Source organism: Shimia sediminis (genome assembly GCF_003990645.1).
GTDB classification, from domain to species: domain Bacteria; phylum Pseudomonadota; class Alphaproteobacteria; order Rhodobacterales; family Rhodobacteraceae; genus Shimia; species Shimia sediminis.
Map to the genome: position 1 here is coordinate 653772 of NZ_RYZK01000002.1, position 26230 is coordinate 680001.

The 26230-nt window shown below is 56.2% G+C and carries 21 protein-coding genes and 2 tRNA genes; 9 read left to right on the forward strand and 14 right to left on the reverse strand.

What is annotated here, in order from left to right; translation table 11 throughout:
- Window positions 1–84: 84 nt before the first annotated feature.
- From motA to EK369_RS07775, 4 genes are all read right to left on the reverse strand, one after another.
- On the reverse strand, window positions 85–954 hold the full coding sequence (gene motA, locus EK369_RS07760) for a flagellar motor stator protein MotA (protein WP_127113165.1): 870 nt from the start codon (window positions 952–954) through the stop codon (window positions 85–87).
- A gap of 69 nt (window positions 955–1023) precedes the next feature.
- Entirely contained in the window at window positions 1024–1611 is a 588-nt protein-coding gene (locus tag EK369_RS07765; RefSeq protein WP_127113167.1) for a MotE family protein, read from the reverse strand.
- Window positions 1611–1976, reverse strand: a complete 366-nt coding sequence (locus EK369_RS07770; protein ID WP_127113169.1) for a hypothetical protein — start codon at window positions 1974–1976, stop codon at window positions 1611–1613. Before EK369_RS07770 ends, EK369_RS07765 begins: the two co-directional genes overlap by 1 nt.
- 11 nt (window positions 1977–1987) lie before the next feature.
- Window positions 1988–2476, reverse strand: coding sequence for a flagellar basal body-associated FliL family protein (locus EK369_RS07775; protein ID WP_127113171.1), 489 nt, complete (start codon window positions 2474–2476; stop codon window positions 1988–1990).
- A 127-nt stretch (window positions 2477–2603) separates the two neighbouring features.
- On the opposite strand from EK369_RS07775, the gene fliF reads away from it, so the two are divergent.
- From fliF to fliP, 4 genes are read left to right on the forward strand one after another with little or no spacing between them, the layout of a single operon-like run.
- A complete protein-coding gene (gene fliF, locus EK369_RS07780; RefSeq protein ID WP_127113173.1) occupies window positions 2604–4199 on the forward strand; it encodes a flagellar basal-body MS-ring/collar protein FliF in 1596 nt (531 codons plus the stop codon).
- Window positions 4199–4789, forward strand: coding sequence for a FliH/SctL family protein (locus tag EK369_RS07785; protein WP_127113175.1), 591 nt, complete (start codon window positions 4199–4201; stop codon window positions 4787–4789). Before fliF ends, EK369_RS07785 begins: the two co-directional genes overlap by 1 nt.
- On the forward strand, window positions 4782–5060 hold the full coding sequence (locus tag EK369_RS07790) for a FliM/FliN family flagellar motor switch protein (protein WP_127113177.1): 279 nt from the start codon (window positions 4782–4784) through the stop codon (window positions 5058–5060). The genes EK369_RS07785 and EK369_RS07790 overlap by 8 nt, the downstream gene beginning before the upstream one ends.
- On the forward strand, window positions 5060–5797 hold the full coding sequence (gene fliP, locus EK369_RS07795) for a flagellar type III secretion system pore protein FliP (protein ID WP_127113179.1): 738 nt from the start codon (window positions 5060–5062) through the stop codon (window positions 5795–5797). The genes EK369_RS07790 and fliP overlap by 1 nt, the downstream gene beginning before the upstream one ends.
- A gap of 73 nt (window positions 5798–5870) precedes the next feature.
- Here fliP and EK369_RS07800 read toward each other — a convergent pair whose 3' ends face one another.
- The 6 genes from EK369_RS07800 to EK369_RS07825 form a co-directional block, all read right to left on the reverse strand.
- A complete protein-coding gene (locus tag EK369_RS07800; RefSeq protein ID WP_127113181.1) occupies window positions 5871–6974 on the reverse strand; it encodes a flagellar basal body P-ring protein FlgI in 1104 nt (367 codons plus the stop codon).
- A gap of 4 nt (window positions 6975–6978) precedes the next feature.
- On the reverse strand, window positions 6979–7755 hold the full coding sequence (locus EK369_RS07805; RefSeq protein ID WP_368731912.1) for a flagellin: 777 nt from the start codon (window positions 7753–7755) through the stop codon (window positions 6979–6981).
- Window positions 7756–7975: 220 nt separating this feature from the next.
- Window positions 7976–9427, reverse strand: coding sequence for a flagellar hook-associated protein FlgK (gene flgK / locus EK369_RS07810; protein ID WP_127113184.1), 1452 nt, complete (start codon window positions 9425–9427; stop codon window positions 7976–7978).
- Between the two features lie 25 nt (window positions 9428–9452).
- Window positions 9453–10754: a flagellar hook protein FlgE gene (locus tag EK369_RS07815; protein WP_127113186.1), complete on the reverse strand. Its 1302-nt coding sequence runs from the start codon at window positions 10752–10754 to the stop codon at window positions 9453–9455.
- An 87-nt stretch (window positions 10755–10841) separates the two neighbouring features.
- The gene (locus EK369_RS07820; protein WP_127113188.1) at window positions 10842–11681 is read right to left on the reverse strand and encodes a flagellar motor protein MotB; all 840 of its coding nucleotides are present in this window, start codon (window positions 11679–11681) and stop codon (window positions 10842–10844) included.
- Window positions 11682–11783: 102 nt separating this feature from the next.
- Window positions 11784–12572, reverse strand: a complete 789-nt coding sequence (locus EK369_RS07825; protein ID WP_206198052.1) for a lysophospholipid acyltransferase family protein — start codon at window positions 12570–12572, stop codon at window positions 11784–11786.
- Between the two features lie 102 nt (window positions 12573–12674).
- Between EK369_RS07825 and EK369_RS07830 the strand changes: the two genes are divergently transcribed.
- Together EK369_RS07830 and EK369_RS07835 are read left to right on the forward strand one after the other, a co-directional pair.
- Window positions 12675–14480: an autotransporter assembly complex protein TamA gene (locus tag EK369_RS07830; RefSeq protein ID WP_164726914.1), complete on the forward strand. Its 1806-nt coding sequence runs from the start codon at window positions 12675–12677 to the stop codon at window positions 14478–14480.
- The gene (locus EK369_RS07835; RefSeq protein WP_127113194.1) at window positions 14480–17911 is read left to right on the forward strand and encodes a translocation/assembly module TamB domain-containing protein; all 3432 of its coding nucleotides are present in this window, start codon (window positions 14480–14482) and stop codon (window positions 17909–17911) included. The genes EK369_RS07830 and EK369_RS07835 overlap by 1 nt, the downstream gene beginning before the upstream one ends.
- A 57-nt stretch (window positions 17912–17968) precedes the next feature.
- On the opposite strand, the gene EK369_RS07840 is transcribed toward EK369_RS07835, so the two are convergent.
- From EK369_RS07840 to EK369_RS07855, 4 genes are all read right to left on the reverse strand, one after another.
- On the reverse strand, window positions 17969–20185 hold the full coding sequence (locus EK369_RS07840) for an NADP-dependent isocitrate dehydrogenase (RefSeq protein ID WP_127113196.1): 2217 nt from the start codon (window positions 20183–20185) through the stop codon (window positions 17969–17971).
- 185 nt (window positions 20186–20370) lie between these two features.
- Entirely contained in the window at window positions 20371–21126 is a 756-nt protein-coding gene (locus EK369_RS07845) for a helix-turn-helix domain-containing protein (RefSeq protein ID WP_164726916.1), read from the reverse strand.
- Between the two features lie 593 nt (window positions 21127–21719).
- Window positions 21720–21795: transfer RNA gene (locus tag EK369_RS07850), tRNA-Thr, on the reverse strand.
- Window positions 21796–22143: 348 nt separating this feature from the next.
- Window positions 22144–22219, reverse strand: a tRNA-Lys gene (locus EK369_RS07855).
- A 145-nt stretch (window positions 22220–22364) separates the two neighbouring features.
- Here EK369_RS07855 and EK369_RS07860 point away from each other — a divergent pair.
- The 3 genes from EK369_RS07860 to mtaB are packed head-to-tail and all read left to right on the forward strand — an operon-like array spanning window position 22365 to window position 26154.
- Complete coding sequence (locus EK369_RS07860; protein WP_127113199.1) at window positions 22365–24020, forward strand: PAN domain-containing protein; 1656 nt, start codon at window positions 22365–22367, stop codon at window positions 24018–24020.
- A 44-nt stretch (window positions 24021–24064) separates the two neighbouring features.
- On the forward strand, window positions 24065–24895 hold the full coding sequence (gene dapF, locus EK369_RS07865; protein ID WP_235871361.1) for a diaminopimelate epimerase: 831 nt from the start codon (window positions 24065–24067) through the stop codon (window positions 24893–24895).
- Complete coding sequence (gene mtaB, locus EK369_RS07870; RefSeq protein WP_127113203.1) at window positions 24895–26154, forward strand: tRNA (N(6)-L-threonylcarbamoyladenosine(37)-C(2))-methylthiotransferase MtaB; 1260 nt, start codon at window positions 24895–24897, stop codon at window positions 26152–26154. Before dapF ends, mtaB begins: the two co-directional genes overlap by 1 nt.
- Window positions 26155–26230 lie beyond the last annotated feature (76 nt).

Genomic DNA, 26230 nt, shown 5'->3' on the forward strand with positions numbered 1-26230 from the left:
CGTGCTCACCCGACCGGACGGGCACTATGTCCGCCAGCAGGGCTGCGGGACAAAGGACAAGACAGATAATCAGGAGTCGAACCATCAAGCAGCCTCTTTCTTGAGCTCTTTGAGTGCTTCCTCCAGATCCGCAAAATCCGGTCGACAGTGGGAAGGTGTGTTCTGCCGGCCAACTTCGATACAGATATTGGTCGCGTGATTGTGCAGGTTCGCGACAAGAACCTCTCGGATAAGCTGATAGAAGTGGCTGTCTTCCTCAACCACGGCCTTAACCTTGGTCGCAAACGGACCAACAAGACCATAAGCAAGAAAAACCCCGAGGAATGTTCCAACAAGAGCACCGCCAATCATTTTACCAAGTATTTCAGGAGGTTGGTCGATTGAGCCCATTGTTTTGATCACCCCAAGCACGGCGGCAACGATTCCCAGCGCAGGCAACCCATCAGCAACCGTTTGCAACGCATGACTGGTATGGAGCGCATGGTGCAGGTTCGCTTCCATCCGTTTTTCAAGAACTTCTTCAACCTGATGGGGATCATCATAGTTCATTGACGCGGACCGCATTGTGTCGGCTATGAGCGCAACAGCCTCACTGTCCCCTTGAATTTTTGGATACTTACCGAAGATCGAAGATTGGTCAGGTGCTTCTATATGCTCTTCGACGGCTACGGGGTTCTGCCGGGCCAATCGGATAAGCTCGAACAGCAGGCACAAAAGATCTCTGTAGTCTTCTGGCAGCCACTTGGGGCCTTTGAACACTTTGCCAATGTCTTTTGCTGTGTGTTTGACGATGGTCATGTCGTTGGCGATCAAAAAAGACCCAACCGCTGCACCACCAATCATGGCAAGCTCAAACGGCAGAGCCTTGAGGATGATCGCCAGCTTACCCCCCGCAGCCAGATAGCCCCCAAAAACCATCACAAAAATCGTGACGATGCCGATGAGTCCAATCACGATCTGTCTCCTGTCGTAGATTTCCACGACGAATATCGCAGCCAGTCCTTAAGTTTTTGTGAGCCGCGGCTATTCTTTCGGCGCGTTGGCATTTCGACCTGCCAGAACGACACTGACGGTATAGGCAACTTGTGGAGGAAGGCCTGCCATGACGCCGGCAGCGGCTTCGGGACTCATGCGGCCCAGGAACCCTGCGGCAAATTCGGGGTCCATTTGCTCGAACAAGGCAGCAGCCTCTTTCGGTTTCATCGATTCATAAACATTTGTGAGCCTGCTGAGGTCATCCTCGGCAGCTGTCTCTGCGATGGAAATCAACGCGCGCAGTTCGTTTTCGGCGGCGGCCAACTCTTGCAAGCGGAGTTGGACTTCTTCGCCGGTTATCTCCAACGCCCTTGCCCGATCAATGATCTCCCGCTCGCGGGTCTCAATACGATCTTCGCGCTCTTTGAACACGGCCATCATGGCACGCAGGTCAGGCGCAGGCTCGCAAATCTGCTCAGACTCGGCCGTAGACAGGGTTTCTTGGCCGAAAGGGGTCTCTTTTGCAAGAACCTGACCCGCTTCACTTCCGATGCGCACAAGGGCAGATGCAATTAGGAAACCGGCCACAATCAGCAGGCTTCCGCGGATGGATCTCGGCCTCTTTTGTCGCGGCATCAGGCTGCTCCTGCCTCATCTCGGGGATGGCGCACGAAAACAGTTTCATCAGTGGGAACCTGCCGCCGCGGCATCGGCTGATCCGGAATGTCATGCATGGATGCAACCAATAGCTCGAGCCGTTTGGCAACCGCTTCAGCACGGTTCGTAAGGTCCGTGAGCGTCTGCGCAGAGCTTCCCGCCGAGGTTTGAGCGATCTCCAGTGTTTTGGTCAGATCATCAACTTGGGCGGACAGAACCGCAACTGCCCCTCCCATTCCGGATTCCAGATCGTTAAATCGGGCAAGGCGTCGCGCGAGAACAAAGCAATAGATTGCCGCCCCAATCGCACCGGCCACCAACAAGATGTCTGCAATCAACTCCATTTCCGATCCCTTCACGTCAGAACGAATTCCATTATCAACAAATCGCGCACACGGTCGTGCCCCGTTACGATCTGTATCCGCCGCAAAAGCTGTGCCCGCAGGATGACAAGCGCCGAAGGTTTTTCCAGATCCGACGGTTCGACCGCTCGGAGGTACCCGTTGAGCACGTCAACGACACGCGGCACCAGAGTTTCAACCTCTCTCTGATAATCCGGATTCACTTCTAGCTGTGCGGAAAACCGAACCAGGCGGGCATTTGCGCCTTGTGGTAGCGAAACGATAATCGGATCGATCTTAACAAAGGCCGGGGTGTCATCCGGCATTGCCGAGATTTTCCCGTCTTCTGTTTGCTCTTTTGGCGACTCACTGGCGAAAATCAGCCCGGAGTATACGGCAAAAAAGCCGCCCCCGGCCCCAATCAGCGCAAGGGCCAGCCCCAGGATCAACGGAACTCGCGAGCGCCTCTTTGGGATGTCCTCTGACGTTTCGTTTTCACCCATGTTGATCTCATCCGGTTTCACACTTGCTCCGCGAAATTAACCGACAGGGACTAACCGATTGTTAAGGCTGATAGACGAAAGATGAGTCCAACGCTCGGCAGAATGTCGAACGACCAGGAGGGCACGTGTGAAACAGCTTTTGGATCTTTGGGCATCGCTTGAGCTCCGGCGCAAAGTGATTCTGATAACGGCCGCCCTAGCTGTCTTTGGGTCGGTTCTGGCCATGGCCAGGCTGGCGGCGACGCCCAGCATGTCGTTGCTCTATAGCGGCCTTGAAAACGGGCAAGCCGGAGAAGTCGTCCGGGCACTCGAACAAAAAGGCGTTGTATATGAGGTCCGCGGTGGGGCGATTTACGTCGAACACTCCTCTCGAGACGAATTGCGTATGACTTTGGCCAGCGAAGGTCTGCCCGCCAACACGACGCGAGGATACGAGCTGCTGGATTCCTTGTCGGGATTTGGAACCACCTCGCAGATGTTTGACGCGGCCTATTGGCGCGCAAAAGAGGGCGAGCTGGCCCGCACAATTGTGGGAAGCAGAAACATTTTGTCCGCACGGGTTCATATTGCTCAGACCAGCAGCAATCCCTTTCTACCAACGGGCCAAGCCACGGCTTCAGTCACTGTAACGTCAATGGTGGGCACGGTTTCGGGTGCTCAGGCGCGTGCATTTCGATACCTTGTGGCCTCGGCCGTCGCGGGAATGTCTCCGGATGATGTGACCGTCATAGACGGAACATCTGGTCTGGTTGGTGCAGGCGAAGACCCCAATGCCAGTTCGACCGCCTCTGATCGCAGTACGGAGTTGCGTGAAAGTGTTACGCGACTACTCGAGGCTCGTGTCGGGCGCGGAAACGCGGTTGTTGAACTGACGATTGAGCCGGTCACAGAAAGTGAATCCATCGTCGAACGCGTGTTTGACCCAAAGGGGCGCGTCGCGATCAGCACCGACACAGAGGAACGCAGCACAAGCTCGCGCGGAACGGGCGGCAGCGTAACCGTGGCATCGAACCTACCCGACGGCGAAGCCAATGCAGGTGCCGATTCTTCAAACGAAGACAGCGAAACCCGCGAAAGGGTGAATTACGAAGTTTCGGAAACCCAGAGGGAAATTACCCGCGAACCCGGGGCAATCAAGAGAATTACCGTGGCCGTTCTGGTTAACGCGACTCAAACTGTTGGACCTGAAGGGACTTCGGAGACGCAGCCAAGGGCAGAAGACGAGCTTGCCGAGCTGCGCGAGCTTGTACAGTCAGCCATCGGTTTCAGCTCCGATAGAGGAGATGTGGTAACGCTCAAATCGATGCCGTTTGAAGCCATCAATCCCGCTGGAACAGCCTTTGCGCCGTCGTTTTGGTCGAATCTCAGCCTCAATCTGATGTCCCTCCTGCAGCTTGGCGTTTTGGCCGTGGTCGCTATTGTTCTTGGACTTTTTGTCGTCAAGCCATTGCTTCTACGCCCTCCGACTTTACCCTCGGCTGCGCAGATCTCGCGGGCGGGTCTGGCAGCCGACCCACCCACGATTCCGATTGATGGTGAAATCGATCCAGAGACGCCTTTGCTCAATCAGGACAACACAGTTACCGCCTTGCCAGTTGATCCTTCAAACACGCCGGATCTTACGGATCCCGTAGACCGTCTTCGGGCGTTGATTATCGAACGTCAGGACGAAACGGTCGATATCCTGCGCAGCTGGCTGGAAGATCGAAAGGAGGCGACCTGATGTCGATTCATCACTTGTTGGAAGACTTTGCGCCGGTGCTGGAAGCACAAAATGAAACTCCGGCGGAAGCGCAAAGCAGAGACATGCTTGAAGCATTCGAGCAGGGGTACAAGGCCGGATGGGAGGACGCTATTCGCGCCAAAACCGACGAACTGACAAGCGTTTCGTCGGATCTTGCGCGCAATCTTCAGGACATGTCTTTTACCTTTCACGAAGCGCGTGCGGCAATGTTGGCAGACATCGCACCCATTCTGGAACAAATCGTCACCAAGGCGATCCCACCGCTGGCTCATGAGGCGCTTGGGCTACAGATTGTCGAGCAGCTTACTGAGCTTGCAAATGAACAAGACCCCGCAGACGTCGAGATACGCGTCTCTCCAGGTGATGAGCCGGCTGTGCAAGCCTTGCTGCCCGAGTACCTGACATTTCCCGTTACTGTTCTTGCAGATTCACAAGTGGCCAAGGGCCAATGCCAAATAAGGTTTGGTGTTATTGAGCGCCAAATCGATGTTGAAGACGTCGTCCAAAACCTGTCTCAGGCGCTGGCCGGGTTCGTTCATCAATCCCAAAGAGAGGTGGTCAATGGCTGAGTCCGAAACCCCAACCCGAGATAACCCATTCACCAACGTGCCCATTGAAGTCATCGTATCAGTAGGCCGCGCCCGACCGCTGATCGGAGAGCTTCTGGAGCTTGGTGAAAACGCAATTCTCTCGCTTGATAAAAAGGTCGACGATCCGGTTGAGCTGTATGTCGGCGATCGTCTGATTGCACGTGGCGAACTCGAAGAACTTGGTGAGAGCAAAAACGGTCAACTGGCTGTTCGACTGACCGAAATCGCCGAATTTCCCAGCGGATTGTAATGTCACGCCTATGGACGATACTTGGGGTGGCGCTGATATGCTTTGCCCTGCCCAACACAGGGTTCGCTCAGGAAATGTCACTTTCTCTGGGCGATGGAGAAAATTCCCTGACCGCACGGGGTATCCAGCTTTTTGTGCTGATTACTTTGCTCAGCCTGGCACCTGGTCTGGCGATCATGATCACGTGTTTCCCTTTCATCGTTACGGTTCTGTCCATTTTGCGGCAGGCGATTGGGCTTCAACAATCACCCCCAAACCTGCTGATTGTTAGCCTTGCTCTGTTTCTCAGCTACTTTGTCATGGAGCCTGTTTTTACGACCGCTTGGGAAAACGGAATCTCCCCTCTCTTGAATGAAACGTTGACCGTGGAAGAGGCTTTCCCACGCACTTTAGAGCCTTTCCGCGTATTTATGACGTCTCGCGTAGATCCCGACACATTCCATTCGATGGCCGCGCTTCGCCCGGAAGGGGCTGTATCCCACATCAGCCCAGAGGCTCCCCTGTCCGTGCTTATTCCCAGCTTTCTTCTTTCGGAGATTGCCCGTGCGTTTCAGATCGGGTTCCTGGTGTTTCTGCCTTTCTTGATCATTGATCTGGTTGTGGCCGCCATACTGATGTCGATGGGTATGATGATGGTACCTCCGGCAATTGTATCACTGCCCTTCAAGCTGGCCTTTTTTGTCATTGCTGATGGCTGGAGCTTGATCGCAGGAAGTCTGGTCAGAGGTTACTTTTAGAGAGATTTGTTACACTAAAGTACACGGGTTCTGCTTGCAAAGTGATGCTGTCCAACCCGGGACCGCCGCAGTTTCATCGCACAACAAACTCTGCATGCAATGCACCAGCCGCTTTGATGCTTTTGAGAATATCGATCATGTCGCGGGGCGACACGCCCAGCGCATTCAAACCTGCGATGACCTCACTCAATGACGTGCCGCCTGCGACCTCAGCGAGGCCCGTTCCCTCATCTTCTTCAATTTCAGCATTCGTGCGCGGAACCACGACAGTCCGCCCATCTGCAAATGGGTTCGGTTGAATAGCCAGCGGCGTTTCATCTATCCGAAGCGTCAAACTACCCTGAGACACTGCAACCCGCGAAATGCGAACATCTTCCCCCATCACGATTGTCCCAGACCGTTGATCCACGACGACTCGCGCGCGGCGCTCAGGCTGGATCTGAATGTTCTCAAGTTGGCCAATCGCATGTGCTGCAGACGGTGCCTGAGTTGAGGCTATGTCAAGCTCGACAGTACCTGCATCCATCATCAGCGCAACGCGCCTGCCAAAGTTCTTGTTGATCGCCTGTTCGATCCGGGCTGCCGTCGTGAAATCAGGCTCTCGAAGCGCAATCCTGAGGCGTTTCAAAGTACGAAAGTCGAAATCGACCTCTCTTTCCACACGGGCCCCCGAAGGGATAACGCCAGCAGTTGGCACCCCTTCTGTCACCGAAGAAGCATCACCTTCGGCCACCGCACCACCAGCAATGATCGTTCCCTGTGCCACGGCATAGATATCTCCGTCAGCAGCGTTGAGGGGAGTCATTACCAAGGTGCCGCCCAAAAGGCTCTTTGCGTCCCCAATGGCCGAAACGGTTACGTCAATGCGCCCACCGACCCTGGAGAATGGCGGGAGCTCTGCCGTCACCAAAACAGCTGCAACATTTTTTGGCCGAAACTGTTCACCAGAAACATTCACGCCCAGGCGCTCGAGAATGTTTGACATGATCTCTTCGGTAAATGGCGCGTTTCTCAGACCGTCCCCAGTGCCATTCAAACCCACGATGAGGCCATACCCAACAAGATCATTGCCTCGTACACCGTCAAACTCCACGAGATCCTTGATCCGGACCTGGTTGGCTGAAACGTGGCTGGCAAAAACCAGAAAGATTAGACTGATTGTTAGTTTTCTGAGCATAAAATCACCTGAGGAAGGACGTCAAAGACAACCCGGACAGGCGCGCAGTGACAGTGTAAAGGGCTTCGAGTTGTAGGCGTGTGCTCTCAAGGGCGGTTGCAGTCTCAAAAGGGTCGCTGGAGATGATTTCCGAATGGGCAATTTCCAGTGCAGATTTTTGGGCAAGGTTTTTTGCCTCCGCGGCTTCGATCCGCTCCTGAACTACGCCCAAATCAGCCCGGAGCCCGGTCACTGCGTCTTGCGCGGCCATTAACCCTTCACCCGCAGAATTCAGCAGCTCTCGAGACTGGGTTTCATTTAACCCGGGGATTTCTGTCGCCATGGCTGCAATCGCCGTTTCGGCCAACAAATCTACGATCGCGCTGGACCCGGCGTTCAGGTCCGAGCTCACCAAAACCCCTTCAGAAACCTGGGAATCAATCGAAGCATTGTTGCCAAGGTAGCCATCGCTTTCGAACCCTGCCCCCCCAAACCACATTTCAATGGCATCACGGGCCTGTTGCGCGGTGGCCGCGCCGGCAACCTCCGCTTGCAGGTGAGTCAAAATGTCGTCCGCCGGCGCCAACGCCGGCCTGTCAGTCGCTGTTCCGGCAAACAGGCTCTTGTTGTTGATCGATGTGTTCATTGACGAAACAAGGTCTTGAAATGCGGCCTTGGCTTTTGAAGTCAGTGAAGGAAGCGTTTGTTGAGTGGCGCTGACCGACAACAAAAGGTCGGACGCCAGGGATTGTGAGTTTTCTTGCACTTTTTCCAGAGTGGATTGACGTGCTTCCGAGAACAAAGCCGCCTCGGCCGTACCTTGGGCGAAACCTGCAAGCAACCTCTCCGAACGGGCAATGTCACCCAGCAGAGAGTATCCGCCTGTTACCGGATGGGCGACATCGGCTTTGCGCCCGCTGGCGAGCTCATCGGTCAGACGATCAAGCTGAGCATTCAGTGTCGTATGTTGACGGCTAAGCGCGAGATGCCGTGCCAGATCACCAATTCCGGAAAATGTCATGTCAAAGTCCCAACAAGGTTTCCATGAGTTCATCCACAACCTGAATGACACGCGCGTTTGCTGCGTAGGTTTGTTCGATCAAGAGCAGGCGCTGCATCTCTTGGTCAGTGTCAACGCCCTGCGCCATTTCCTGTTCCTGAAGAGCTCCAAGGCGCGCCGAGGAAAACGCCACGCTGTCCTCTTGGGAAACGCGTTGCGCCCCCACGACAGAGGCAAGCTGGGACGCAAACGCATGGACCGAGTATGCGCCACCCAAATGCGTCGCATCAGCCAGCGATGTCGCACCGGCCATTTGATCCTTCATGGCCAAAAGCAAAGTCGTATCAGAGGCTGCGCCGGGGGCAACGGCACCCAGACCATCACGTAATCGCCACATTTCGGTGGTTTGAGATGCATCTGCCAAGGCATTGATGGAAAGGCGACCACTCAGGCCGGTTGCGTCTGTCCCTGAGAACGCCGCCCCCGCATCCGTGAACAAACCGGCTGCACCGGGGGCAAGGGTTGGATCCATGGCAGTGCTTTGAAACCGCTCGACAAGGTCTCTTGCCATGGCATCCAGATCTGATTGCAGCGACACGCCAAGCTTGTCGCGTATCTCGAATTCAGCCGCCAACAGGCCGCCACCAAGTGCCCCATCGGCCCTGGTGTCAATTGTTTTGCCGTTAACTGAGAGCGGAGAAAGCATACCGCCGTCGAGTGTGGTGTGTGCTGTTATCGCGTTAGAAGCTGTAAAGCTGAGCACCGCAGCTTTGCCGTCAACCAAGGCTGCACCACCGGTCGAGTAGACCCCGATCTGCCCATTGTCACGAGGCATGATGCGAACAGGTATTATGGTTGCCACACTGTCCAACGCCAATTGCCTTTGGTCCACCAATGCCGACGTGTCCTGGCGATTGGCCGATGCTTGGACGATTGCCACATTGAGGCGCTCAATCTTTTGCAGGTTGGCGTTCACTGAGCCAATCAAATCCGAGATGTTCTGATCGGCCTGTTTGCGCGCAGACTGAATGCCGTCTGACAGGTTGTTGAAGGTATCTGTAAGAGCCTTTGCTGCGTACGAAACCGCCTGCAGTCGTTCGTTGGCGCTCGGCATGCTTGCTGCGGCAATCAGGCTGGTCTCGAACTCGGCAACTTGGAACGCCAGAGAGCCTGGTTCGCTAGGAATGCCGATGTTTTTTTCCATTGTTTCAAAAAAACCCAACATGCGCTGGGCATTGGCGTCCTGTCCTTCCGCCAGCCGGCGATCTGCGAGTACAACCGGATCGGACCGGCGGACAATGCCGTCGATACCCACACCTCCGGAACCGTATTGACCGCGAGAAGACAGTGCGACACTTCGGTGTCCATAGCCTTCGGTCATCGCGTTGGCGATGTTGGTCGAGACGACCTCGGCCGAGCGCGAGGCCGCTGTAAGACCCGAAATCGCGTTGGAAAGCGCTCCTGAAATACTCATGATGCCATGTCCTCAGGACCCGGTATCAGCGTTTGATATTGGTGGTTTCTTGCAGCATCTCGTCCACTGTCTGAATCACCTTAGCGTTTGAACTATACGCCCGCTGAGTCTGGATCATGTCAGTGAGCTCACCCGCAACGTCCGTTGCGGATTCTTCCAACGCGAAAGAGACAATGTCACCCGTCGGACCATCCCCGGCATCCCAAAGGAAATAGCTACCGCTGTCAGGAGACGGAATGTAGGTCTGATGATCCAAGGCAACCATGCCGTTGGGGTTCGGCAGATCGACAAGGGGCACCTGGAAAATGGTTTGCGTGATGCCGGTGTCAAAGAAGGCGTGAACAAATCCGTTCGCATCCACTTCTACCGAAGTCATGTTGCCGACCGGGGAACCATCCTTGGATATCTGCAACGGGGCAAAGGTATCGGACAGCTGAGTCAATCCGTCATTGGCGCCGATCTCACCAATATTGATCTCCATGGGGCCGCCCGCAACGTTGACGATGACACTGCCCGTGGCGGGATCGTATGCCCCGCCGGATGTTGTCGTGACCGAGGCAAGCGTGCCGCCTTCGGTGCGACTGTCGTCAAACGTCAACACATACTCTCCAACAGTTGCGTTGCCCGATGCGGAATCAGTGATCACGACCGTCCATTCGTTTGACGAGCCAGAGGCCGGGATTGTGGGCACGAATTGAATGCTCAGCGACTCGGAACGACCGAGGTTGTCATAATATTCAACCGACAGGTCCTGGGGGTCACCCGAGGCGGATGCCTCGGTTTCCGTCGCGGGCAGGTTGACACCCAAGGACATGGTTGTCGTGGGCTCGCCACTCAGCTGGTTCACATTGATCCGAACCGGCTCAAGCCCGTCGCTGGTATCCCGCGGGTAACTTGGCACCGTGCCGTCAGGATTTGCTGGCCACCCCAGCAAGACCAATCCGGATTCCGTCGTCAGGTATCCCTGCGCATCCGTGCGGAATGACCCTGTCGTGCTGAGCATCATCTGCGTTCCGCCATTGCCAACGCCCACTTCCGAAGCAAGACCGACGGGCAGCATACCTCGCCCCCTCACCGCAAGGTCGGTGGCATTTGATGTCGACACCAGCGCCCCACGCTCATCGACAAGTCGTTGATGCGTGACACGAACACCGCCCGCGGAATAGGTTCCACCGCGCCCCGAAATCACCATTGAATGAAAATCTGACACCACACGTTTGTACCCAGGCGTGGCGGAATTCGCGATGTTGTCTGAAATGGCGGCCAGCCGGCTTGCATTAGAGGATAGCCCCGCAACCCCGGCATTGAGCGACGATGAAATTGTCATGAATACGCCTTTCTGCTGTATCGACAAAATGTCCAAACAACAGCTAGGCCAGTGCCCTTAAAACAGTGCTAACAGATAAAATCGATTCTAATTTCCTGTCTCTCGCAAAAGAATAATCTCGATTCTGTTGTTACGAAGACTTCTGGGGTCATCATCCACCAAATCTCGGTCCGCATGACCAGTGACGCGATCCACGCGCGACGCTTCAAGTCCCTCGGCCACCAACAAGCGCCGGACTTTGTCAGCCCGCATCGATGACAACATCCAGACTTTACTTTGCGCGATCACAACGGGCTCCGAGCGCAGATGGCCTGCAACTGCAACATGGTTGCCAACCTTCTTCGCGGCGGCAACCACGAGGCGGATCAAAGACTCTAGTTCGGGGTTCGGAGTGTCCTCGCCCTCGACAAACAAGGGCAACCCTTCAAGATCAAACAACTCGATAACCAGCCCTTCATCCGTCAGCTTGGTCACGACATGTTTCATGGCGTTCTCAGAAATCAGGCTCTCCCCGCCGTTGCCGACGAGAAAGTCCTGAACTTTTTCGAACCGCTTACTCTCCGCCGCAGTCTCGGGTTCCCTGGACTTTGCGCGACCTTCCGGGCCATCCAGCCCGTCAATCTTCGGCATTCCACCAACACCGTTTTTGGCAAGCACGTCTTTTGCAAAGACACTATCGCCGCCAAACATTGCGTCGCCGCCGCCAGAAATCCGGTTGATTGGCACATTGGGATTAAAGTAATCCGCAATCCCTTTGCGTTGTTTTTCCGTTGTCGCGTTCAACAGCCACATCAACATGAAAAAAGCCATCATCGCCGTAACGAAGTCCGCATAGGCCACTTTCCACGCCCCACCGTGGTGCCCGCCAGCTGCGATAACTTTTTTCTTTTTGATGATGACTGGTGCCGCATTGGAATGCGAACCCATTTCCACCACCTGTTACTCACCCAAAAACGGGTTTAGCACCCAGGAGGTTTCCCTTCCCTTAACAATAAGAATTTTCAGCATTTCCAGATTGGGTCGCGACCCCTAGTCGTTAGGGTTCAGTTCGTCGCTTACGCGCTCGAGAAACTCGCGCCGATCCAATCCAGCTGGGATTTGAGGTAGAATTCGAACTGTGATCTTGCCCGGAAACTTCATCAGGCTCGACGCAGGCCAACACGCGCCGGAATTCACCATAACAGGCACCACAGGCTGCCCAATCAATTGATACAACACACCAACACCGGATTGAACGGCATTGCCTTGTTCAGCCCCCTGACGGCGTGTGCCCGTTGGGAAAATCAAAAGTTTCCGCCCGTTCTGAACCGCCTCGCGCCCAGTGCGAAACCCTTCGCGTACAGCGTCAACAGAACCCGCACGGTCTACCGGAATGTGCCCCAGCTTCCGAGACAAAAACCCAAAGATCGGATAGCCAAACACCTCTTTTTTGGCAAACATGACCGGCCGTCCAAGCAACACCTGAAAGTACAGAGTTTCCCAGGCAGACTCATGCTGAGACGCAATCAGACAAGGACCTTCAGGCAGATTTTCACGACCCAGAACCTCGTAGTCAATGCCGCACACCACCCGCAACAGGAACAGCTGAAGCCGCAGATACACATCCGTTACGAAAAAGACCGCGCCCGCGGGCAGCACCAACCCCGGCAATAACGGCAAAAACGGGACCGCACACACCCCGGACAAACCATAGAACGCTATGGACCTTGCTCTAACGAAAAATGTCGTCTTTGGCTGCTTTGTCATAACACTCACGGAAATTCCGCACGAACTCTCAGTAATTTGTGCCCTTTCGACGCAAAGATGAAAAGGCAACAATTCGCCTTTCGATGCCGAAAAATCTTTGTTCGTGAATTGACGCTATGTTCATCCGTATGGGGCTGAGTTAGATTGTGCGCAATGACCGTGTCAGGAGCGTTCATGGGTATGCTGCCCTCCCGTCATCGCGCGACCATCGCCAGCACCATTTCGGGCGTTTTGCTGGTCCTGTTCCCAATGATGGCAGCCAGCTTTGAAGCACGCCTGACCCTTCCACCCGACGCGGAAGAATTACGTGGTCAGCTGGAAGGCGCGTCATTGATCTTTTCCGCCCAGCGCAATGACGTTGACGACGCACATGACATTGTATCTTCAGCGCGCGCGGAATACCGGCGGTTGTTGTCCGTACTGTATGGCCAAGGCTATTTCGGTCCCAAGATTCATGTGCTTGTGGATGGTCGCGAGGCTGCGAACCTGCCGCCATTTGAAACCATTCGAGAGGTTCAACAGGTCGAACTGCGCGTCACACCAGGTTCCAGATTCAAATTCGGGCTCACAGAGTTAGGGCCACTTGCGCCGGAAACTCAGATAACGGACCGCTTTCAAACCGGACAACCCGCAACAACCGGTGCAATCTCGCAGGCCGCTCGCGAAAGCGTCGCGGGGTGGCGTGATCAGGGGCACGCAAAAGCCGATATCGCGGATCAGCTGATTACCGCAGATCACAACAACACCGAACTAGACGTCAAAATTGACCTGACGCCCGGTCCAAAGCTTCGGTTTGGCGACCTGAGTATCTCAGGCACCACGCGCATGACCGAAGAACGCCTGCGCGAGATTATCGCACTGCCTGTTGGAGAAACCTTCAGCCCTGACGAATTGGACCGAATTGGCCGCCGGTTGCGTCGTACCGGGGTGTTTCGGTCCGTCTCAATCTCCGAGGCCGACCGGATCGGCCCCGATGATACGCTCGGCATCGACATCCAGGTCGAAGATGACAAACCGCGACGCATCACTTTCGGGGCGGAGCTGGAGTCCCGAGACGGTCTTTCGGTATCGGGAACCTGGCTACATAGAAACCTCTTTGGAAATGGCGAACGGTTTCTCATTGATGGAGAAGTCAGCGGCATCGGCGCCCAGACTGGCGGCACAGACCTTCGGTTGAACACGGAACTGACGCGCCCGGCGATGTTTCAGCCTGACACGGACCTCTCGTTTGGTCTCGACATTGAGATGATTGACGATCCGCTCTACGAGATGGAAAGGCTGGGCGCGCATGTCTTCTTGACGCGTGTGATTTCCCCTGAGCTTACTGTTGCGGGCGGGTTTCTGGCCGAATACTCGCAATCAACGGACGATTACGGCGACAGGAAGTTTCAAATCCTGGGCCTCCCTCTCAAGGCAACCTGGGATCAAAGGGACGACAAGCTGGATGCCACAAGCGGCTATTACCTGAGCGGCACAATCATGCCCTACGCAGCCTTTGATGATGGCGCGCCCGGCGCCTATGTGCTGGCAGACTCCCGTGCCTATCGACGCCTCGGCAATGGTCGTGTGGTCGCCGCCGGACGGCTTCAGTTGGGCACCATTCTCGGTCCGTCGATCGCGGAAACCCCGCCAAACATGCTATTCCTTACCGGCGGTGGCGGTACAGTGCGGGGTCAACCGTACCAATCAAACTTTGTCACCGTGAACGGTCGCGAAAGCGGCGGTCTCTCATTTGTTGGCATATCGGGTGAGCTGCGTGTTCAAACCACCGAAAGCATTTCAACAGTCGCGTTTTACGATGCCGGGTTTGTCGGCGAATCCAGCGATTTTTCCGGTGGAGGCAGCTGGCATGCAGGTGCTGGTCTGGGCATTCGTTATCACACCAGCTTTGGACCTATTCGGGTCGACCTTGGCGTGCCTGTTTCAGGTGACACCTCTGGTGGAACACAACTGTACGTTGGGATTGGGCAGGCCTTTTGATGCGGTGGCTTGTGGTCATAAGCTTTCTGTTGATGCCCTTGGCTGCGCTGGCCAGTGAAGAAGAAAAGGGCCGTTTGGCGCAGCTTCTCGAAAACAGCCTTTCCGGTGCCGGGCGCGACGTCAGGATCGACGGATTTCAGGGTGCGCTGAGTTCGCACGCCTCGATCGAGAAACTGACCATTTCCGACGTTGACGGTGTCTGGCTGACCTTGTCAGGGATCGAGCTGATCTGGACCAGAAGCGCTTTGCTTCGGGGTCGGGTAGAGGTCGAAAAGCTGATCGCGGCTGAGATCATTTTGTACCGGATCCCCAAAACCGACCCTTCAGCACCAAACCCCGAGTCCGGAGAGTTTGCGTTGCCTGAACTGCCGGTCAGCATCAACATCGGTGCATTGAATGCGGGTCACGTCGAACTGGGCGAGTCGGTCATTGGCCAGGTGGTCAGTTTCTCCTTGTTGGGAAAAATGTCCCTTGAAGGCGGAAGCGGCGCGACCACTCTGGATGTCATCCGCACCGACGGGCCGCAAGGACACGTCCGGCTGGCCGGGGGGTTTGACAATACCGAACGCCATCTGAGCGTCGATCTTAGCGTGGTCGAAGCGGACAACGGGATTGTTGTTGATCTCTTGAACGTTCCGGGGGCGCCGCCGCTCAACCTGTCGATAAAGGGTTCTGGTCCAATTGACTCCTACGTGGCCCAGGTGAACCTCGCCACGGATGGTCAGGCCCGGATGACCGGAGCCGTTGCCAGCCAGCTTCAGGAAGTAATCAACAACCAGGGTCAGGTAACAGGACAAACACGCGTGCTGGGTGTGGACCTGTCAGGTGACATGGCGCCTTTGTTCGCCCCAAAGTACCAGGATTTTTTTGGCGAACAGGTTTCACTGACATCAGTGGTTCGACAAACATCTGATGGCCGGACACACCTCGATCAACTCCTGATCAACACCCGCTCATTCCGCGCCCTAGGCGAACTGACGCTCGCGGCAAAAGGAATGCCGGAAAGAATGGCGCTCGACATCACCCTGGCTGACCCAAATGGCGGCCGGGTTGAGTTTCCTTCCAAGGCTGGCATCAATTTGGACAGCGGGCAGGTTGAACTCAGATACGACCAAAAGACCGGAGACAGTTGGTCCTTGCGGGGTCGTCTTCAGGATCTTGTCCTGCCAGACATCTCGATGGCGTCCTTGTCATTGGATGGAACGGGAACCATTCATCATGGCGAAACGCCCGATGTGGCGGCTGACATTTCTCTAAGGGCGATTGGCATTAGGCCCACAAATGATGCAGGTGCAGACGTTGCCAATGCCCTCGGTGATGTTGCTGGCGTTTCTACGCAGTTTCATTGGCAGGCCGGATCACCTTTGACCTTTGATGCGATTGAGCTGCGCACCCCGCAAAGCCGAGTATCGGCCAAAGGCCAAATCAACGGCCCTCTTGAGGCGATTACAGTGTCCGGACAGGCAGACGCCAGTGTACGCGACCTGGCGTTTCTCGAACCCATACTGCAAAGGCCCCTGCGCGGCGCTGTTGAGACCAGTGTTTCCGGTTCGGCAGAACCACTGACCGGGGCCTTCGACCTCACCCTTTCCGCATCCGCCACGGGTCTGATGATCGGAGAGCCCGCCGTTGATGCCTTGACAGGCGAAAGCTCTGCCCTGTCCATTTCCGCAAAAAGGGATTCAAAAGGCGTCGTCCTGCGCGATTTTCGGATGCAGTCGGACGCCCTCAAGGTCAGCGCCAAAGGGGATTTGAGAACCGGGTCAGGTTCGGTCGTGTTTGACTTTGCTCTGGATGATGTGAACCGCGTGGCGCCACAATTCAGCGGCCCTCTCAACGTTGCGGGGTCCGGCCAAGAAACTACTGAGGGCTGGACAGCCAAGATTGAAAGCTCCGCCCCCGGAGACACCACCGTTCTAGGGAAATTGTCGCTGCCAAAGTCCGGTGGCGGCAAGGTTGATCTGGACATAGCAATTGGCAGAATCCAGGCACTGGTGCCGTCGCTGACAGGGTCCGCAAAAGTCGTGGCAGCTGCGCTTCGCAAGGATACAGGCTGGGAAATTGACAGTGATGGCGAGGGCGCAAATGGTTTTGCCCTGACGGTCAACGGCTTTGTAGACAACAGCTTTCAATCCGGAGACCTTGGCCTGACGGGTCAAGTTCCGCTCGAGATTGCCAACCTGTTCACCAACGATGCTGTGAGTTTGCAAGGCAGCACAAGCTTTGATCTCGCCCTGGACGGGCCGTTTGAACTTGGCAACGTCAGCGGCACGATCAGAACGTCAAACGCAAGGGTCACCTTTCCAGAGCTGGCGACCGCACTGACAGATGTCAACTTTAGCGCCAATGTCTCGGACTCTTCGGCAACAATCACAGCCGATGGCGCCGCCAGAGCGGGTGGTGGGTTCAGCCTGGGTGGCGGGCTTGCGTTGCAGGCACCATTTACCAGCGATTTGCGGCTTAATCTGAACAACATGGTGATCCACTATCAGGATCTGCTGGAAACCGTTCTGCAGGGCGAGGTCCGGATCACTGGCCCGCTCACAGGTGGCGCGGTAATCTCGGGATTGATTGATCTGGTGCGCACCGAGGTCAACGTCGCCGGCGGCAGCCTGAGCGCAGACCCCATTCCAAAGATCCGCCATGTTGGTGAACCATCTGGGGTCCACAGAACTCGAAACTTTGCTGGAGTGGTGGAAAAGGTCGACTCGGGTTCCGGATCTACTCCGCCACCTTTCGTGCTGGATTTGCTTATTCAGGCAAATAACAGAATCTTTGTCCGGGGGCTTGGTTTGGATGCCGAATTCGAAGGTGAAATTGGCCTGAACGGGCCAACAGATGCCATCGTCACCTCAGGCGAATTCGATCTCGCCCGTGGGCGAATCGACTTTCTGACCAAACGCTTGGATCTGACCGAGGGTCTGGTCAGGCTTGAGGGCGACTTTGTGCCCTTTATGCGGATGGTCGCCGAAACGAGCACATCAGAAGCGAGCTTTGAGATCATACTCGAAGGTCGCGCCACGGATCCGGATTTCTCGATCAACTCGTCCCCCAGCATGCCGGAAGAAGAAGCTTTGTCGCAAATCCTGTTTGGACAGAACCTTGAGAATATTTCGGCCATCCAGGCCGCGCAGCTGGCCAGCGCGGTCGCCTCGCTGCGCGGACAAGGCAGTGGAAACGGGCTTGTCGGGGGGCTCCGCAAAGGCATCGGCCTCGATAACCTGGATATCACCACGGACGACGAAGGAAACGCGGGCATCAGTGCCGGCAAACACCTGACCGATCGTGTCTACACTGAGATTGGCCTTGAGGGGAAAGGCGAAAGCTCGATCAGCCTCAACCTGGACGTCAGCCCGAAGCTGACGGTCAAGGGTCGGCTCGATTCCAACTCTGACACCGGGATCGGGTTGTTTTACAAACTGGACTACTAGAAATGAAAAACGCCCGGTTTTCATACCGGGCGTTTTTGCATGTTGTAACGTGGCCGATCAGTCGATGATCGCGTTCAGGGTCGCGCTTGGGCGCATCACTTTCGCTTTCAGCTCAACCGAAGGACGGTAGTAGCCACCGATCTCTGCAGCCGGACCTTGGACCGTTGCAAACTCGGCCAGGATCGCCTCTTCACTATCAGCCAAGGCTTTGGCAATCGGCGCGAACTCCGCCGCCAGTCCCGGGTCTTTGTTTTGCGCTGCCAGCGCGTCTGCCCAGTAACGGGCAAACCAATAGTGGCTGTCGCGGTTATCCGGCTCGCCCACTTTGCGGCTGGGCGACCGGTTGTCATCCAGAATGCCCTGCGTCGCGGCCTCAGCCGCCGCACCCAGAACTCCTGCTTTTGCGTTGCCCTTGGCGTCAGCCAGGAAGTTCAGCGATTCACCCAACGCACAGAACTCACCCATCGAGTCCCAGCGCAGGTGGTTTTCTTCCACCAGCTGCTGCACGTGTTTTGGTGCTGATCCACCAGCACCGGTTTCGAACAAACCGCCACCTTTCATCAGCTTCACGATCGACAGCATCTTGGCCGAAGTGCCCAGTTCCAGGATCGGGAACAGGTCGGTCAGGTAGTCACGCAGAACGTTGCCGGTGATGGCGATGCTGTCATTGCCCGCGGTGATGGTTTTCAGCGACTGTGCCGTGGCCTCACGCGGGGCCATGATCTGAAACTTGTCTGCAACACCCGCCGCCTCAAGGGCCGGCTTGACGTATTTGATCAGTTCCGCATCATGCGCGCGATTGGCGTCGAGCCAAAAGATCGCCTCTGAACCGGTCAGGCGCTGACGGTCCCGAGCAAGCTCAATCCAGTTTTCAATCGGTGCCTTTTTGACAGTACAGGCACGCCAGATGTCACCGGCCTCGACGTTTTGCTCATGCAACGTCTCACCGTTTGCCAGGACAATGCGGATCGCACCGTCTGCCGGGGCTTCAAATGTGGTTGGGTGCGAGCCATATTCCTCGGCCTTTTGCGCCATGAGACCAACGTTGGCCACAGCACCCGCCGTGGTCACGTCAAGCGCGCCGTTGGCTTTGAAGAAGTTGATGGTCTCGTCATAGATTGTCGAATAGCAGCGATCCGGAATCACACAGTTGGTGTCACCCTTGGCGCCCGTCTGATCCCAGCCCTTGCCGCCTGCGCGGATCACGGCAGGCATCGACGCATCGATGATCACGTCCGAAGGTACATGAAGGTTGGTAATGCCCTTGTCGCTGTCGACCATGTACATGTCGGGGCGCTCAAGTGCGGCGATCTCAGCCTTGATCTCGGCAGCATTGTCCATGCTGTCGATGGCCGCCAACACGGCCGCGAGACCCGAGTTGGGTGACCCTCCGGCTGCGACAATCGCATCTCCATGCGTGTCCCAAACCGGGCCCAGCCATGCCTTGACCGCATGGCCAAAGATGATCGGGTCGGAAACCTTCATCATGGTCGCCTTCATGTGGAAGGAGAACATGGTGCCATCTTTCTTGGTGTCTTCAATGGCTTCCGCGAGGAACGCACCCAATGCCTTGGCCGACATGAACGTCGCATCCGCAATCGTGCCTGCCTCCAACGGCCAACCGTCTTTCAGAACGGAAACAGACCCGTCTTTGCCGACAAATTCGATCTTTGCATCACCGGCCTGCGCATCAGTGATCGTTGCCGAAACTTCGTTGGCGTAGAAATCGTTGCCCGACATGCTCGACACTTTGGTTTTGCTGTCGGCGGCCCATGCACCCATGGAATGCGGGTTGTTCTGGGCATAGTTCTTGACCGCACGCGCCGCGCGACGGTCCGAGTTTCCTTCGCGCAATACCGGGTTCACGGCCGAGCCTTTGATCGCGTCATAGCGCGCACGGACGGCCTTTTCTTCATCCGTCTGCGGATCATCAGGATAGTTCGGCAGATCGTACCCTTGCGCCTGCAGTTCCGTGATGGCCGCCGTCAGCTGCGGTACCGAAGCCGAGATGTTCGGCAGCTTGATCACGTTGGCACCCGGCGTCTTGACCAACTCGCCCAGCGCCGCAAGATCGTCGGATTGGCGTTGGTCGTCGGTCAGGTTCTCGGGAAAGGTCGCGATAATGCGGCCGGCCAGCGAGATATCCGGCGTTCCAACCGAGATATCCGCGGCGGAAACGAACTTGCGGATGATCGGAAGGAACGAAGCCGAGGCCAGCTCCGGCGCTTCGTCTACAATGGTATACAATATGTCGGCGTTCAGTTGATCGGCCATGATTTTCCTACCTTTCAGCGATAAAGGAAGTTCTGGTGACTTACGCAGCGTGTGCCACGAATCCTCGGTTTCTCATCGCCGCATCTTTTGCAGGTGCAGCAACTTGTATGCCGTCCCTTTAAATCAGTGGCATGGAAAATTCAATTGATCGTGCCCGGAAAATGCAGAGGCATGATGCCACGGGGTCAGTTGTGCCCGGAAAGCGAAGCCGAAAGCATCCTGATCGCATCCTCGACGCCATAGCCTGTCTCAACCAGCTTGCGCAGTTCATACAGGAAGATGTCCTGTTCAAGGATCTTGCGGGCTTCCGCGACATAGCGTTCGCTGGTGGAGCTGTCCTTGCGCACAAGAATGTAGCGAGACGTTTCAATCCGATCTGTATCCGGGTCATACCAGCTTGAGAAACCTTCAAGCCAGTCATCATTCCGGGTGGACTTCACGACGAAGGACCCAATACCAAACGGCGCCTTCCAGGCATCAATGTGGTGCAATCCAACGACTGTATTGTGCACAACACGACAGTCCTCGAACTGCTCTTGGCGATGATCGGGTGGGTCAATGTTGACCGAACCGCCGGCAACACTGTCCCCGGTTTGGTGAAATGTGGTCTCATCGACGACAATGTAGGGCCGCACACCACGGTCGGCTTCGATATACAGGCCAAACCAATTGCCTTCGACCGTAATGGCAAACTCGGTTTTCTGGTTCAAAAGATCGGCACGAACGTAACGATCAACCTCATGTCCCAGAATACTGGCGATCCTGATAAGAGAGGCACAGCGAACTCTGTGCCCCTGTTCAGCGCGCCGTAGCGTCGCAAGCGAAACAGATCCACAAGCCACAACAAGAGACTGCTGTGTGTGGCCCGCCTGTTTTCTATCGGCTTTCAGGGCTTCACCGTTCACCTTAACGGAGCCATTCGTATCAGTTCTTTGTTCCATGGTCGCCATGATTGTCAGTTTTTGCTGAGTACTTTGTAGCACTACTGGGTAATTTTGCATAAGCAATCATTACTCTGTCACCTTCATGCGCGCGACAGAGCAGCTTAAGTCCTGTATTAAGAAGATCGGTAAGGCTGGAATTTCCGTGAGTGGACCTTTTAAGGCGCGCGTTGTCCCCAGACAGACACGCCTTGATGCTCTGACCTGACCTTAATTGGATATCCAATTCCATTTAAGCACCCAGGGCGCACGTTCTCGTGCGCCCTATTGGCATTGACTCAAATCCACACCGCTAACCGGAAAACGGCGCGACCACATTTTGCAACAATGACAACCAACAGAAGGGCTACAAATCCCGAGGTCAGCTTCTTCTTGCCTAAAGCCTTTTGCGTTTTTACCGAGTCAGGGAAAAAGGCAAAATGCCCACCCGCCGTCGGTCTTGTGGGCATTTTGCCTTCAATCTGTGCCTCAGATTAAAGACAAAACGCTTTAGCCCGCGCACGGTACCGTCTGAGCACGCAAGAGTCGCAAGCACAAGCGTCACCTTACAGGGTTGCCGAAGGCATTGATTCCATTTCCAAATCTGGTGATGGTGGTGCCTCAAGAGGGACTCGAACCCCCGACCTTGTCCTTACGAAGGACCTGCTCTACCAGCTGAGCTATTGAGGCGACGCGGACTACTTACTGTTGGCCTGTATTCGTGGCAAGCAGAATTTGACGCGGCCCCTGCACCTGGGAGGGTTGGTTGGCGCGTATCACATACCTTTGAAGCGGTACGCGCCAGGCGCGACAAAACCCAAACACAAGCTACACAATCGCCATAAACTCCGAGCAAGCAGCCCGGATTTAGAAACCATCCGCAAACCTTGGATTTCCAAAACGTGAGAGTGCAAACGGACGTTCTTTCGGGCTGAATTCACAAGCTTTCCTGCCCGATGCCGAACCGAGCGCAGTCGCATCGCCAAAACCACCTTGCCCCTCGGGGCTTCAGCAGAATTTTCAGTGTTTTGGAAAAAGTGGTGAGCCGTGTAGGATTCGAACCTACGACCCACTGATTAAAAGTCAGTTGCTCTACCAACTGAGCTAACGGCCCACTCTGTGGCGCGCTTACTATGCTGAGAGGTGGGCACGGTCAAGGCTGAAATCACAAGAAAAATCGTTTTCATGAATTTCACAAGAATTGACCCAACAGGCTCACCAAGTCCAAACTCGTTACACATTGTTTGGGAGAACGCGCGATGAAACCCTTTCTCTTTGCCTTACTGGCTTTAGGCATGTCGGCTACGGTCTCGATGGCTGGTCAGTTAACCTCTGAAAACAACGAATACTGCGACTGGAAGTTCACTGGGCAGATTGAAAAGGGTGACAGCGAGCTGATTGACCGAATTCCGACCGGCAGCTACCCATTGCGCCTTTGCGTCGATAGCCCGGGAGGAAGCCTTTCAGAGGGGCTGAAACTCTTCAACCTCCTTTGGGACGTCAACCTGACCACCGCGGTTCTGCCAGGAGATCGCTGCGAATCGGCCTGTGCCGTTGCTTTTCTGGGTGGCAGCACGCTCGAAGGCACCGATGTCACCCGCCAGATGGATCGCATCATGTGGGTTGGGTCGCGACTTGGCTTTCACGGCCCCAGCCTGGAGTTGCAAACTGGCCAGTCGTATCAGGACCAGCATCTGAACACTGCATTCAAAACGGCCCTCGACGCCGCTGCGCGACTGTTTGAGGTCAACCGGACTCAGGATCGTGGCAGCCGCGCCATGACCGATCATCTTTTGCACCGCTGGCTTAACACCGACCACCGTAGCATGTACTACATCGACACGGTTGGGGACGCGATCCTGTCTGACATTTCCGTTGGTGGCGTAAACTTTGATGTAAAACTCCGCACTGACCACATCCGTAACATCTGTGACAATGTCTATCTCAAGGGCAGCTACCCCGCTGGCTACGGTCTGAGCGCGTCTATCCACCACGGCTTTACCAACACCAAGGACCTGAAAGCTTCATTAGATGAGGACTATTTTAGCGAGGATCGCGAGGTTTTTGCCGAGATCCGCAACAATGAGCTTCTCGCTTTTGTGGGCGCCTATCCGTCGGCGACCAAATACCATGTGAACGGTTGCTTTGTGTCTTTCTACTTGGATGGCGTCACAGATTTCAAAGCCGAAGACTACTACCTGCAATCCACGCCTATTTCCGTGCGCATCGTGTCGTATACCGAGATCCCGGAGAGCGACATCGATGTGTTGACCTGGGCACAGGAACAAAGTGTGCTTCAGGAGCGCTCAATCGATCCGATTTACATGTTCCCCTTTGACATGCCGATCGAGGTTTTGCCCACCAACGAAGAGCATTCCGCGGCCAAGCAACCACAGAGCACATTCAAGAATGACCGCGAAGCGCAGGGCTGGGTATGGCTACGGTTCCTGACCTATCGCGGGCTTGATCTCCCCGGAGGTGACGTCGAAACTGTGCGCAGTGGGGACATGAACGATTGTGCCACAGCTTGTATGAACCGGTCTGACTGTATCGGCTACACCGAAGATAGCTGGAACGGTCTCTGTTTCCTCAAAGGTCAGGGCGCGCTCAGCAGCACGTATCGCCTGCACCCCAAGGCCTCTACCTACATGCGGCCCGAATTCGCCAACCGCATCGCACAGGACACCCGCCCTGTTGTCATGAAGGGGCGAAAGGGCAAAGGTTTTGATGGCTACGCCTACCAGACGGTTCAGCTTGGCAGCTACGATTCCTGTGCCACAGCCTGCCTGCAAGAAGAAAGCTGCAAGGCGGTGAACTACCGCGCCGACAATGCCACCTGCGAAATGCTGGCTGACCCGCCCGAGTATTTTACCATGCAAGGCGTTGAAATGGGCATCAAGGTACAGGCAGACTGACGACTCATATTCCTATTCCCGACCAAAAGGCCTATATGCGCCCCATGATCGCTCGGAAACATACCGGTTTGCCCTTTGAAAAGATGCACGGGCTGGGAAACGACTTTGTCGTCGTGGATGCGCGTGCGCGTGACATTCCCCTGCCTGAACGTCTGGTCCGCGCCATTGCACACCGCCATTGCGGCGTGGGCTTTGACCAGCTCGCGGTGATTTCTTCGGGCAAGCATGACGCGCATCTGACGTTCTATAACGCTGATGGCTCGATCTCGGCGGCTTGCGGCAATGCCACTCGCTGCATCGCCCGCAAGCTGATGGATGAAACGGGTCTCACGACCCTGCGCCTGACCACCGACCGCGGCCTCTTGATGGCACGTGACGCAGGCGATGGCCTCACCGCCGTCAACATGGGCCAGCCGCAGTTGAACTGGGACGAAGTCCCCTTGGCCGAGCCCATGGACACGCTGGAGCTGCCCATTGATGGCACGCCCACGGCCACCGGCATGGGCAATCCGCATTGCACCTTTTTTGTCGAAGACGCCGAGGCGGTTGACCTTGAAACCTTTGGCGCCGCGCACGAACACCACCCGCTCTACCCACAGCGCACCAATGTTCAGGTCGCGTCCCTCATCGGTCCCGACCACATCCGCATGCGTGTCTGGGAACGTGGCGTGGGAATCACGCTGGCCTCCGGCTCGTCCTCCTGCGCCACCGCCGTCGCCGCCGCCCGTCGTGGCCTCACCGGGCGCAAGGTACAGATCGACCTTGATGGCGGCACGCTCTGGATCAACTGGGCCGAAGACGGCGTCTGGATGACCGGCCCGACCATGACCGTCTTTGCCGGTGAATTCTCGCGGGATTTCCTGGAGAGCGTGTGATGTCTGCCGCGCCCAAGTTCACCACGCTTGGCTGCCGTCTCAACGCCTATGAGACCGAAGCCATGAAGGCCATGTCCGAAGAGGCAGGGCTGGACAACGCCGTGATCGTGAACACCTGCGCCGTGACGGCTGAGGCCGTGCGCAAAGCGCGTCAGGAAATCCGCAAACTCCGCCGTGACAACCCCGATGCCCGCATCATTGTCACCGGCTGCGCCGCCCAGACCGAGCCTGAAACCTTCGCCGCCATGGACGAGGTCGACACTGTTCTGGGCAACACCGAAAAAATGCAGCCCGAGACCTGGGCCGGCATGGCCGCTGATTTCATTGGCGAAAGCGAAAAGGTCATGGTCGACGACATCATGTCCGTGACCGAGACCGCCAGCCACCTGATCGACGGCTTCGGCACCCGCAGCCGCGCCTATGTACAGGTGCAAAACGGCTGTGACCACCGCTGCACCTTTTGCATCATCCCCTATGGCCGCGGCAATTCACGTTCCGTGCCCGCGGGCGTCGTGGTCGACCAGATCAAGCGCCTCGTCGACAAGGGCTTTAACGAAGTCGTGCTGACCGGCGTTGACCTCACATCCTGGGGTGCTGATCTGCCTGCGCAGCCGCGCCTTGGCGATCTGGTTTTGCGCATCCTGAAACTGGTCCCCGACCTGCCCCGCCTGCGCATCTCGTCGATCGATTCGATCGAAGCCGATGACGCCTTGATGCAGGCCATCGCGACCGAGCCGCGCCTGATGCCTCACCTGCACCTCTCGCTGCAGCACGGCGACGACATGATCCTGAAACGCATGGCGCGCCGCCACCTGCGCGACGACGCCATCGCCTTTTGCGAAGAGGCGCGCCACTTACGCCCCGACATGACCTTTGGCGCCGACATCATCGCCGGTTTCCCAACCGAGACCGAAGCGCATTTCGAAAACTCGCTCAAGCTGGTCACCGATTGCGATCTCACCTGGCTGCACGTCTTCCCCTATTCCAAACGCGAAGGCACCCCGGCGGCCAAGATCCCCAAACAGGTCAACGGCAATGTCATCAAAGACCGCGCCGCCCGCCTGCGTGCAGCTGGCGATCTTCAGGTTAAAAACCACCTGCAGGCGCAGATTGGCAAAACTCATCATATCCTGATGGAAAACGCGCATATGGGCCGTACAGCGCAATTCACCGAAGTGCTTTTTGCGAAGACTCAGGAAGAAGGCCAGATTGTTACCGCACCGATCATCGGCCTCAATGGCATTCAGCTAACTGCCTGACCGGCGCTCCCGCCATCTTCGGCGGCCAGTTGGCCGCCTGCCAGATGTTGGGCATGGCCTCGCTACGCTCGGGCCG